The 11,726-nt window shown below is 72.4% G+C and carries 9 protein-coding genes; 4 read left to right on the forward strand and 5 right to left on the reverse strand.

What is annotated here, in order from left to right:
• Window positions 1–36: 36 nt before the first annotated feature.
• From galT to cysC, 4 genes are all read right to left on the reverse strand, one after another.
• Window positions 37–1,161, reverse strand: coding sequence for a galactose-1-phosphate uridylyltransferase (galT, locus tag O7608_RS08510; RefSeq protein ID WP_289209421.1), 1,125 nt, complete (start codon window positions 1,159–1,161; stop codon window positions 37–39).
• 8 nt (window positions 1,162–1,169) lie between these two features.
• Window positions 1,170–1,949 carry a DeoR/GlpR family DNA-binding transcription regulator gene (locus O7608_RS08515; protein WP_289209422.1) on the reverse strand — a complete coding sequence of 260 codons (780 nt, stop codon included), beginning with the start codon at window positions 1,947–1,949 and terminating at the stop codon, window positions 1,170–1,172.
• 195 nt (window positions 1,950–2,144) lie between these two features.
• Window positions 2,145–3,083 (reverse strand): sulfotransferase domain-containing protein, encoded by a 939-nt coding sequence (locus tag O7608_RS08520; protein WP_289209423.1) that lies wholly within the window; start codon window positions 3,081–3,083, stop codon window positions 2,145–2,147.
• Between the two features lie 158 nt (window positions 3,084–3,241).
• Window positions 3,242–4,771, reverse strand: coding sequence for an adenylyl-sulfate kinase (gene cysC, locus O7608_RS08525; protein WP_289210830.1), 1,530 nt, complete (start codon window positions 4,769–4,771; stop codon window positions 3,242–3,244).
• Window positions 4,772–5,032: 261 nt separating this feature from the next.
• Here cysC and O7608_RS08530 point away from each other — a divergent pair, with 261 nt between their 5' ends.
• Genes O7608_RS08530 through O7608_RS08545 form a run of 4 tightly spaced genes read left to right on the forward strand, consistent with a single transcriptional unit; the run spans window position 5,033 to window position 8,628 of the window.
• Window positions 5,033–5,962, forward strand: a complete 930-nt coding sequence (locus O7608_RS08530; protein ID WP_289209424.1) for an ABC transporter ATP-binding protein — start codon at window positions 5,033–5,035, stop codon at window positions 5,960–5,962.
• A gap of 58 nt (window positions 5,963–6,020) precedes the next feature.
• Complete coding sequence (locus O7608_RS08535) at window positions 6,021–6,887, forward strand: ABC transporter permease (RefSeq protein WP_289210831.1); 867 nt, start codon at window positions 6,021–6,023, stop codon at window positions 6,885–6,887.
• Window positions 6,884–7,909, forward strand: coding sequence for an ABC transporter ATP-binding protein (locus tag O7608_RS08540; protein ID WP_289209425.1), 1,026 nt, complete (start codon window positions 6,884–6,886; stop codon window positions 7,907–7,909). The genes O7608_RS08535 and O7608_RS08540 overlap by 4 nt, the downstream gene beginning before the upstream one ends.
• A 20-nt stretch (window positions 7,910–7,929) precedes the next feature.
• A complete protein-coding gene (locus O7608_RS08545; protein WP_289210832.1) occupies window positions 7,930–8,628 on the forward strand; it encodes an ABC transporter permease subunit in 699 nt (232 codons plus the stop codon).
• 121 nt (window positions 8,629–8,749) lie between these two features.
• On the opposite strand, the gene ppc is transcribed toward O7608_RS08545, so the two are convergent.
• Window positions 8,750–11,632: a phosphoenolpyruvate carboxylase gene (gene ppc, locus O7608_RS08550; protein WP_289209426.1), complete on the reverse strand. Its 2,883-nt coding sequence runs from the start codon at window positions 11,630–11,632 to the stop codon at window positions 8,750–8,752.
• Window positions 11,633–11,726 lie beyond the last annotated feature (94 nt).

An 11,726-nucleotide genomic window follows, 5' to 3' on the forward strand; every position in this document is an offset into this window, starting at 1 on the left:
GATCGTCGAGGTAGTGGGGTGGGTGGGGTGGGGCGGTCAGTCGGCGACCTCGCGCAGTCGGGCGGCGGCCTGCTCGGGGCGGATGTCGTTGATGAACACCCCCATCGCCGACTCGGACCCGGCCAGGTACTTCAACTTGTCCGCCGCCCGCCGCACCGTGAACACCTGCAGATGCAGGTAGCCCAGTTCCCGCTCCACCCGTACCGGCGCCTGGTGCCAGGCGGCGATGTACCCGGTGCCCTGCGGGGTGTCGAAGAGGCGGTCGAACCGGCTCAGCACGTCCAGGTAGAGCGGGCCGAAGGCGTCCCGCTCGGCGTCGCTCAGCGCGGCGAGGTCCGGCACCTGCCGGTGCGGCGCCAGGTGCACCTCGTACGGCCAGCGGGCCGCCGCCGGCACGTACGCGGTCCACAGCTCGTTCGTCGCCACCACCCGCTCGCCGCTGGCCCGCTCGGCGGCCAGCACGTCGGCGTACAGGTTCCGCCCGCCGGTGGCGTCGGCGTGCCGGCGGGCGGCGGCCAGCAGCGCCCGGGTCCGCGGCGTCACGAACGGGTACGCGTAGATCTGCCCGTGCGGGTGGTGCAGGGTCACCCCGATCTCCACCCCCCGGTTCTCGAAGCAGAACACCTGCTCCACGCCCTCAAGCGTGGACAGTTCGGCGGTACGGTCGGCCAGCGCGTCGACGACGGTGCGTACCCGGGCCGGTGGCAGGGCGGCGAACGAGGTGTCGTGCCGGGCGGTGAAGCAGACCACCTCGCAGCGGCCGAGTCCGGGCCGGGTCGGGGTGAACGGGGTGATGCCGGGCTGGTCGTCGGCCGACGCGGCGTCAGCGTGAGCGGGAGCGGGAGTGCCGATCCGGTCACTCAGCGACGGGAAGCGGTTCTCGAAGACCACCACGTCGTAGTCGTCGGCCGGGATCTCGCTGGACCGGCCGGGCCGCGACGGGCACAGCGGGCACTGGTCGGTCGGCGGGAGGAACGTGCGGGTCTGCCGGTGCGCCGCGATCGCCACCCACTCGTCGGTGAGCGGGTCGTAGCGTAGCTCGGAGGCGGGTGGCGGTGGGGGCAGCTCGCGCAGGTCGGGGGAGTCGCGGACGGCGTCGTCGCGCTCGTCGAAGTAGATCAGCTCCCGCCCGTCGGCGAGTCGTACGGTACTGCGCTTCATCGGGGTTCCTATCGGTGTGGGTCGGCGATCAGCAGCTCGACGTCGTGCCCGGTGAGGGCGTCGCGGGCGGCGGCGGTCAGCCCGGCGTCGCAGACCAGCGACTGGGCCGCGGCCAGCGGGGCGATCGAGCAGATGCCGACGGTGTCCCACTTGGTGTGGTCGGCGAGCACGACCAGCCGGGCGGCCGCCGAGATCATCGCCCGGTTGGTCTCGGACTCCAGCAGGTTCGGCGTGGTGTACCCGGTCCGCTCGCTCATTCCGTGCACCCCGAGGAAGAGCAGGTCGACGTGCAGGTGGCGCAGCGCGGCGACGGCGACCGGTCCGACCAGCGCGTCCGACGGGGTCCGCACGCCGCCGGTGAGGATGACGGTGCGGTCGGTGCGGCCGTCGCGGTAGAACACGTCGGCGACCGGGATCGAGTTGGTCACCACGGTCAGCCCGGCGACGTCGACCAGCCGGCGGGCCAGCTCGACGGTGGTGGTGCCGGCGGACAACGCCACCGCGCTGCCCGGGGTGACCAGGGCGGCGGCGCGGGCCGCGATCGCCGCCTTCTCCGCCTGCTGACGGGCCGACTTCGCCGCGAAACCGGGTTCGTCGGCGGCACCGGGGTCGACCAGCGTCGCCCCGCCGTGCACCTTGGCCAGCAGGCCGCGTTCGGCGAGGATGTCCAGGTCACGGCGGATCGTCATGTCGGAGACGCCGAACTCGGCGGACAGGTCGCTGACCCGTACCCCGCCGGTGGCGCGGACCCGGTCCAGGATCGCCGACTGCCGCTGCGGGGCGAGCATCAGCGGGTACCGGCCCGCTGCCGGCGGCCGTCGACGCCGGGCCCGTCGACGCCGGGCCTGTCGATCGCCAAGGTCAGCCGCCGCACGACGCCTCCCACGTGCTCGAACCTAATCAAACAGATCCGAACACTATCGCGCAGTGCGGCCGAGTGGAAGAGGCCGCCCCACCGGCGACCGTGCCGCTGGCCGCCTGTCTCACCAGGTGGTGGCGTCCGGGTGCGGCGGCATCCGGCGCGGGGCATCGGCGGTACGCCACACCGGCGGGCGACCGAGCCAGTCGGCGAGCCGGGCGTCGTGCGGGGCGAAGTGGTCACCCAGTTCCCGCCGGATCCGGCCGGCCAGCGGCTCGACCACGGCGCCCTCGCCGACGGCCGGCGGCCCACCAGGGGCCGTCTGCGGTACGCCGAGCGGCGGCAACCCCAGAAAATCCAGCACCTCGGCGTAGACCCGCGCCGGTGCCGCCCACAGCCGCTCCGCCTCCACCACGTGGATCCGGTCCCGGCCGACCTGCCCGGCCAGCCGGCCGAGGTACGCGGCGTACTCGCCACGCTGGCGGTAGGCGTGGTGCTGGTGGGCGAAGCTGCGGTAGCCGGCCTCCACACCGAGCCGCTCCTCCTGGCCCCGTAGCCGCGCCGACTCCAGCGCCAGCGCGCGGGCGAACGACGGCTCCGGTTCGTGCCCGGCCGCCCGCTCCAGCCGGAAATGCGACCAGGCCCGGTCGACCGGGTTGCGAACCAGCACGAGCAGCCGCACGTCAGGCAGGTCCCGGGCGATCCGCACCGCCGCGTACGGGTGGTAGAGGTAGTACGGGCTGTTCTCGAAGGTGCCCGTCGGCCCGCCGTGCCGCCGTTGCAGCCGCCGGGCGGTGCGCTGCCGGGGGAAGTGTCCCCGGTACCAGTCGATGCCGCGCTCGTAGGAGACGTCGAAGAAGCTGACCCCGTCGCGGCGGGCCGCCCGCAGCACCAGCGGGTGGGCGGCGAGCAGCCGGTGCAACCCGGCGGTGCCACACCGGTGGCCGCCGCAGATCAGAAACGTCGGCAACACTCGGGCGGGTGCGGTCCACCGACCGTACGACCAGGGCCGGGCCGGCACGATCCGGGCCAACGGCGCGGGGATCCGGCTGCGTATCGGCATCGGCCTTCCCTTCCACGCGGTGCGGCTGAACACCTACGTGGAGGTCAACGCCGACGTGGGTCGCCGGGGACCGGCCGGGCGGGCTACTTCCCGTCATCTGGACAACCGGTGGGCGGGCCCGGGAAGTCTGGGCGGTGCCGGGCGTAGGGGCGGTGCGGTCAGGCCGGCTGCAGTCGGGGTTCCACCCAGCCGGTCTCGGTCAGATGGTGCAGCACCGCCTGCACGCCTGCCTCGATGCTCATTTCGCTGGTGTCGAGCACCAGATCGGCGTCGGTCGGCTCCTCGTACGGGTCGTCGACGCCGGTCATCCCGGTCAACTGGCCGGCGCGGGCCTTGGCGTACAGGCCTTTGCGGTCGCGGGCCTCGCAGATCTCCAGCGGCGTCGCCACCCAGACCAGCAGGAAGCCGGCCCCGGCCTCCGCCGCCATCTGCCGGGCAGCCGCCCGGGCCTGCGCGTACGGGGCGATCGGGCAGCAGATCGACACCCCGTGGTGACGGCCCACCTCGGCGGCGACCCAGGCGATCCGGCGCACGTTACGGTCCCGGTCGGCCTTGGAGAAGGTCAGCCCGGCCGACAGTTCCCGGCGTACCACGTCGCCGTCGAGCAGGGTGACGGTGCGGTCTCCGGACTCGCGCAGCGCGTCGGCGACCCCTCGGGCGATGGTCGACTTACCGGAGCCGGACAGCCCGGTGAAGAACACCACCAGCCCACGGTGGCGCCGGGGCGGCCGGGCCCGGGCCAACTCCCGCGCCACCGCCGGTGGGGTGTGCCACTCCGGCAGCGGGAAGCCCCGGTCGAGCAGGTCGTCGATCTCCTCCTGGCTCAACGCCAGGCGTCGGTTGCGCGGCGGGATGTCGTCGCGCCAGCGCCACTGCCCGTCCCGGTTGTCGTAGGCCAGCTCCCGGGGCACCAGCACCCGGGGGCCGCCGCCGGAGAGCATCTCGCCGGTGGAGAGTAGATGGGTGACGCCGTACGCGGCGGCCACCCGGGCCCGCAGCAGTGCGTCACGGATCTCGTCGCCGCGCCGGGTCAGCTGCACCGCGACCAGCGTCGCCGGCGGCATCCGGTCGCGGGCGGCGAAGACCGACCGGACCAGCACCTCGGGGGTCAGCCCGCTGATCCCGCCGTCGGCTACCGGAATCAGGATCAGCAGGTGCGCGGCCAGGGTACGGGCGGCGTGTGCGATCTGCGCCAACTGAGGGCGGTGCAACGGACGGTCGGCGATGACCCCGAGCACCCGCCCCGGCGGCAGCAGCGCGCGTACCTCCTCGGGGTTGCGGCGCAGCCGCTGGAACGGCCCGTGGACGCCGTCACCGAGCCGACGGACCCGGCCGCCGACGGCCGAGTAGCCGTCCCGGCTCGGCCAGGCGTCGACGACGTCCAGCGCCGCCACCGGAGCACCCTCGGTATCGGCCAGCACCAGCACCCGTTGCAGCGGGTTGGTCAGGTCGAGACCGGCGACGAGGCTGGCCGGCACCTCCAGGGTGACCGGCACCGGCCAGACCGTGCCGTCGGCCAGCCGGCCGCGGCTGCGCAGCGAGGTCAGGTCGGCACGGGTGTGGAAGCCGGTCAACGGGGCGTAGGCACCGGACAGGATCAGCTCAAGATCGGCCAGCTCGAACGGCCGCGGCGTGTACGCCGGCGCGTCCCGCAGCACGTCGTCAGGCAGCACCCAGCCGTCGGTCATCACACCCCCAATGGATCGGCTCACAGTTTCGCAGCCTGCCGGCCGTGGGTCGAGACTGGCACGGCGAGTTCTCTCGCCATCGCAGGATGTCGACGTCCGATCCGGGTCGAACCGGAACAAGGTTCGGCACCGATCGGCGCGGGCAACCTCTGACGGCGCGGCGGCGGACCACCCCTAGTGGCGGAGCGTGGGGTGCACCTCAGGGAACATTGAGGGGGAAACCCCATCCCACCAGGTGCCAGGTCTTTCTACGCTGACCGGGTGACTCTCATCGCGACCGAAGCGCTGACCAAGACGTACGGCGGGCGGGTGACGGCCCTGGCCGACCTTACCGTCGACGTGCAGCCCGGCATCGTCGGCCTGGTCGGCGCCAACGGCGCCGGCAAGTCGACCCTCATCAAGATCCTCCTCGGCCTGCTCGCGCCGACCAGCGGTCAGGCCCGCGTCCTCGGGCTCGACCCGACCACCGACACCGACGCGGTCCGTGCCCGGGTCGGCTACATGCCGGAGAACGACTGCCTGCCACCGGACCTCAGCGCCGCCGAATTCGTCACCCACCTGGGGCGGATCAGCGGGTTGCCGCGCGCCGCCGCCCGGGAACGGGCCTCCGAGGCACTGCGCCACGTCGGGCTCTACGAGGAGCGGTACCGCCAGATCGGCGGCTACTCCACCGGCATGAAACAACGGGTCAAGCTGGCCCAGGCGCTGGTGCACGACCCGGACCTGCTGCTGCTGGACGAGCCGACCAACGGCCTCGACCCGGCCGGCCGGGACGCCATGCTGGCCCTCATTCACCGCATCGGCTCCGAGTTCGGCATCTCGGTGGTGGTCTGCTCGCACCTGCTCGGCGAGGTGGAGCGGATCTGCGACTCGCTGATCGCCATCGACGGTGGTCGGCTGCTGCGCTCCGCTCAGCTCTCCGACATGACCACCACCAGCGACGTGCTCGCCATCGAGGTCAGCGAGGGCGCCGACGCGCTCGCCGCCCGGCTGGCCGCCGCCGACCTGCTGGTCACCCGGGAAGGGCAGCTGCTGCTGGTGCCGGTGCCCACCGACGGCGGCACAGACGTGTACGACCGGATCCTCACCGCGGTCGTCGACCTCGACCTGCCGCTGCACCGGCTCGACCAGCGCCGGCACCGGGTCGCCGAACTCTTCGCCACCACGGAGGACACCCGTGCCAACGTCTGATCAGCTCACCGCTGCCACCAGCGCGGCCCCGGCCAGGTCCCAGACCCCGGCCGGCGTCATCCATGACATCGGCTACCAGCGGTACGCCGGCACCCGGCTCGGCCGCCGGCACGTCGTCGGCGCGTTGTACGCGCACAGCCTGCGTACCGCCTTCGGGTTGGGCCGTAGCGCCAAGGCCAAGATCTTTCCCTGGTTCATCGTCGCCATCGTGGTGGCGGTCGCCGCCGGTCTGGTCGCCATCCGCGCCCAACTGGGCCAGGTGATCCTGCACTACGCCCAGTTCGCCGACGCGATGAGCTGGCTGGTGATCTTCTTCGTCGCGGTGGTCGCCCCGGAGCTGGTCTCCCGCGACCTGGGCAGCGGCGTACTGCCGCTGTACTTCTCCCGACCGCTACGCATCGCCGACTACCCGCTGGCCAAGTTCGCCGCACTGGCCACCGCCGTGTTCATGCTGCTCGGCGTACCGCAGCTGGTGATGTTCCTCGGCGGCGCCTTCACCACCGACACCGGCTGGTCCGGGGTGTGGAACGAAGTCACCGACCTGGCACCCGGCCTGGCGTACGCGCTGCTGTGGGCCGCCGTGTTCAGCGCCATCGGGCTGACGGTCGCCTCGGTCACCGGCAAGCGGGCCTTCGCCGCCGGCGGAGTCGTCGCCGTCTTCCTGATGACCACCCCGATCGTCGGGGTGCTGTCGGTGCTGCCGTCGGTCACCGCAAACCAGCTCGCCGGCCTGGCCGCCCCGTCCAGCCTGGTGCAGGGCACCGGCCTGTGGCTGTTCCGCGATGCGCTGATCACCGGTCCCGACGACCCCGGCGGCATCGGCATCGGCGACTTCGGCCCGGTGTACGGCCTGGTCACCGTCGTGTTGATCGCCGGCTGTGTCGCCGCCCTGCTCGCCCGCTACCGGAAGGCGGCCCGTCGATGACCATGCCAACCTCCACCACCGGCGCGACGCCGGCCACCCAGCCCACCCAGCCCACCCAGCCCACCGCGGCCGCCGCCGGTACGGCCGGGTCGGTGGCCGCCGGCACCGGCAGCGCCGTCGAACTGGCCGGGGTGTCCCGCTGGTACGGCAACGTCGTCGCCGTCAACGACATCAGCATGACCCTCGGTGCCGGCGTCACCGGCCTGCTCGGCCCCAACGGCGCCGGCAAGACCACCCTGCTGCACATGATGGCAGGCTTCCTCGCCCCGTCCCGGGGCAGCGTCACCGTCGACGGCGAACCGACCTGGCGCAACCCGGGCGTCTACCGCAAACTCGGGCTGGTCAGCGAACGCGAAGCGGTGCACGGCTTCCTCACCGCGTACGAGTTCGTCCTGGCCAGCGCCCGACTGCACGGCCTGCCGGACCCGGCGGCCGCCGCCCGACGGGCCATCGAACTGGTCGAGATGACCTCGGCGCAGGACCGGCGGATCGGCACCTACTCCAAGGGCATGCGCCAACGGACCCGGGTGGCCGCCGCCCTGGTGCACGACCCGGCGGTGCTGCTGCTCGACGAACCGTTCAACGGCATGGATCCGCGCCAGCGGATGCACATGATGACGTTGCTGCACTCGCTCGGCGACGCCGGCCGGACCATTCTGTTCAGCTCGCACATCCTGGAGGAGGTCGAGCAGGTCTCCGGCACCGTCCAGGTGATGGTGGCCGGCCGGCTGGCCGCCTCCGGCGACTTCCGGACCATCCGCCGGCTGATGACCAACCGACCGCACGTGTTCGCCGTGCAGTCCAGCGACGACCGGGCGTTGGCGGTGGCACTGCTGCGCCACGACTCGGTCACCGGCGTCGACCTGGTCAAGGGCGGCGGGCTCACCGTGCGGGCCGGCGACTACGGCAGCTTCACCCGTGCCCTGCCCCGGATCGCGCTCACCGAAGGGATCCGGGTGCACCGCCTGCTGCCGTCGGACGAATCCCTGGAGAGCGTCTTCTCCTACCTCGTGGAGGCCTGACCGCCGTGAACTCGACCATCATGTGGATCACCGCGCGCGGGCTGTTCGGCCGCCGCCGGTTCCTGCTCCTGCTGCCGCTACCGGCGCTGGTGATCGCCCTCGCGGTGCTCTGCCGGTCCCTCGGCGTCGCCCCGAGCAACTGGGCGCAGCCGGTGCTGATCGCGCTGGGCTTGGCCGTCGTGCTACCCGTCGTCGCGCTGATCGTCGGCACCGGAGTGCTCGGCTCGGAGATCGACGACGGCACCATCGTGCACGTGCTCAGCAAGCCGCTGCCGCGCTGGCAGATCGTGCTGCCGAAGCTGGCCGTCGCGGTCGGCGTCACCACGCTCACCGTGGCGGTGCCGCTCTACGTCGCCGGAGTGCTCGCCGAATCGGTCCGGCTCGGCCTGGCCCTGGCCGCGGCGAGCGCCCTGGGTGCGCTGGCGTACTCGGCGTTCTTCGTGGCGTTGAGCCTGGTCACCCGTAGGCCGGTGCTGCTCGGCCTGGTCTACGTCCTGGTCTGGGAAGGGCTGCTCGGCAACTTCGTCTCGGGCACCCGGGTGCTCTCCATCCAGCAGTACGTGATCACCTTCGCCGACCGGATCGCCGCCACCGCGCTCTTCGACGGTCAGGTGTCGGTCACCGTCTCGGCGATCATGACCGTGGTGATCGCGGTGCTGTTCACCCTGCTCGCCATCGACCGGCTCCGCTCGTTCAGCGTGGCTGGCGAAACCAGCTGAACCAGCTGAACCGGCCGTACCGAGCGGCTGCGCATCCGGGGGGTGCCCGTGCCGGCCGACCAGTCTCCCCACTGGTCGGCCGGCCCGGTGCGCGTCAGCTGTGGCCGCCGGCCGGGCAGGCTCAGCCGGTGTTGCGCATCCCGGCGGCGATGCCGTTGACCGTGGTCAGCAGGGCCCGCTCCAACGCGGTGTTGTCACTCGGCGCCCGACGCGCCCCCGGTGCGGTCGCCACCGTCCGGGTCGCCGCCCCCGACTCGCGGTACTGCCGCAGCAACGCCACCTGCAGGTGGTGCAGCGGCTCCAGGTAGGTGTCCCGCACGGCGAGCGTGCGCTGCAGCACGTTGTTGTTCTGCAGCAGACTCGACGACCCGGTGATCGCCAGCACCTCGCGTACCGTCCGCTCGTACTCGTCGGAGATCTTGTCGAAGATCGGCTGCAGCGGACCCGGCACCAGCGTCTCCACATAGCGCCGCGCGATGCTCAGATCGGTCTTGGTCAGCATCATCTCGACGTTCGACAGGAACGTGCGGAAGAAGTGCCACTGGTCGTACATCTCGCCGAGCACGTTCGACAGGCCCGCCTCGCGGGCGGCTGCCAGCCCGGACCCGACGCCGAACCAGCCGGGCACGATCTGGCGCGACTGGGTCCAGCCGAACACCCACGGGATCGCCCGCAGCCCACCCAGCCCGGCACCGGTGTTGGGCCGCTTCGCCGGCCGGGAACCGATGTTGAGCGCGCCCAGCAGCTCCGTCGGGGTCGCCGCCCAGAAGTACGCCGGCAGGTCCGGGTCCTCGACCAGCGACCGGTAACAGCGGAACGCCGAGTCGGAGACGACGTCCATCGCCGAGTCCCAGTTCTCCAGCAGCTCAAGCGGCTGGCGCGGCGCGGTGTGCAGCAGCGTCGCCTGCAGCACCGCCGCCACGGTCAGCTCCAGGTTTTCCCGGGCCAGGGCGGGGATCGTGTACTTGTCGGAGATCACCTCACCCTGCTCGGTCACCTTGATCGCGCCGTCGAGGGTGCCGTACGGCTGGGCCAGGATCGCCTCGTGCGTCGGCCCGCCGCCGCGACCGACCGTGCCGCCACGGCCGTGGAACAGCCGCAGCCGTACGCCGTGGCGCGCCGCGACGTCCCGCAACGCCCGCTGCGCCTTGTGAATCTTCCACTGGCTGGTGGTGATGCCGGCCTCCTTGTTGGAGTCGGAGTAGCCCAGCATCACCTCCTGCACCTCGCCACGCGCCCGCACGATCGCCCGGTACGCCGGCAGCGACAGCAGTTCGTCGAGCAGGTCGCCGCCGGCGTCCAGTTCCGCCGGGGTCTCCAGCAGCGGCACGAAACCGACCCGGGCCTGCCCGGTGTGCACGTCGACCAGCCCGGCCTCGCGGGCCAGCACCGCCGCCGCGAGGACGTCGTCGCAGCCCAGCGTCATCGAGATGATGTACGACTCGACGACCTCCGGACCGAACCGCTGCTGCGCCTCGCGGATCGTGCTGAACACGGTGAACGTCTTACGCGCCGACTCGGTCAACGGGGTGTCGATACTGGACAGCGGGCGGCGCCCGGTCAGCTCGTCGGCCAGCAGCTTCGTCCGCTCGGGGCGGCTCAACGAGTTGTAGTCGGGCACCTCGCCGACCCGCGCGTACATCTGCGCCAGCACCGCGTGGTGCGCCTCGGCGTGCTCGCGCACGTCCAGCGTCGCCAGGTGCAGGCCGAACGCGGCCACCGTACGGATCGCCGACGCCAGCTTGCCGACCGCCGTCAACTGCCCGGCGTTACGGGCCAGCGACGCCCGCATCAGCTCCAGGTCGGCCAGCAGCTCGTCGGAGCCCTGGTAGTCGCGCCCCGGCACGTGCGCGGTGCCCTGGTTGAGCCGCAACCGGGTGTTCGCCAGCTTCGCCTTCACGCAGCGCGCCTTCAGCCGGTACGGCTCCTCCGCGTTCGTCCGCCGGAACCGCTGCGCCACCTCCGGCAACGCGTCGAGGTCCTTGGCCAGACTGGCGGAAAGATCCAACGACACCCCGCGTAGCCGCCGGGACACCGACACCTCGCTGATCAGCGCGTCCATCGCCGCGTCGGTGGCCTGAATCCCGTGCTCGTGCTGGATCATCAGCACGTCGCGGGTCACCGCCGGCGTCACGTACGGGTTACCGTCCCGGTCCCCACCGATCCAACTGCCGAAGGTCAACGGCCGCGACGTGGGTGACGTTTCCACGCCCAGCCGGCGCAGCGTGTCGGCGAGGTCGTCGAGCACCTGCGGGGCGGCGTCGGCGTACAGGTCCCGCAGGTAGTAGACGGCGTTGCGGGCCTCGTCGGTCGGATCCGGGCGGTCCAGCCGCAACTCGTCGGTCTGCCAGAGCAGGTCGAGCAGCTCCGCCAGCCGTCGGCTGCTCGCCGAGGTGTGCTCGCTGGCGCCGTAGAGCACCGCCTCGGTCATCTCCACGTCGAGCTCGTCGGCGACCGCCCGCAGCTTCGACAGGATCGACCGCCGGGCCGCCTCGGTCGGGTGCGCGGTGAACACCGGGCGGACCGCCAGCCGGCGGGCGGCGGCGGCGATCTCGTCCGCCGACACCCCCCGCTCGGAGATCAACGTCGCCGCCTTGTCCAGCCAGCCACCCTCGGTGGCCCGCCGGCGGCGCAGGTCCCGGGCCCGGTGCACCTGCTCGGTGATGTTGGCCAGGTGGAAGTAGGTGGAGAAGGCGCGGGCCAGCTTCGTACCCGTCGTGACGTCCATCGCGCTGAGCCGGTTGGCGGCGGCCTCGGCGTCGCTGCGTACCTGGGCGCGGATCTCCTCGACCAGGTCGAGCAGCGGCTGACCCTCCTGCCGGGCCAGCGTCTGGCCGAGCAGCGTGCCGAGCCGGCGGATGTCCGCCCGCAGCGCCGCGTCCGGCCCCTCCTGCTCCTGACTGCTGCCGGAGGCGTCGAGCGTCGTGTCGAGCCGGGTGGCGTCGAGCGTCGCGGCGTCGGTCTGCGGGGCGTCGGGCATCGGGTTTGCGGACAGCTCGGTCACTGGTCGCTCCTCACGCGAGTACGAGGGACGGCGCTGTCCGACATCTTTGGATGCTATCGGCGATCGCCCCGGGCGCGGGGAAACTGGTGAGTCT

This window comes from Solwaraspora sp. WMMA2056, assembly GCF_030345095.1.
In the GTDB taxonomy this organism is placed as follows: Bacteria; Actinomycetota; Actinomycetes; order Mycobacteriales; family Micromonosporaceae; genus Micromonospora_E.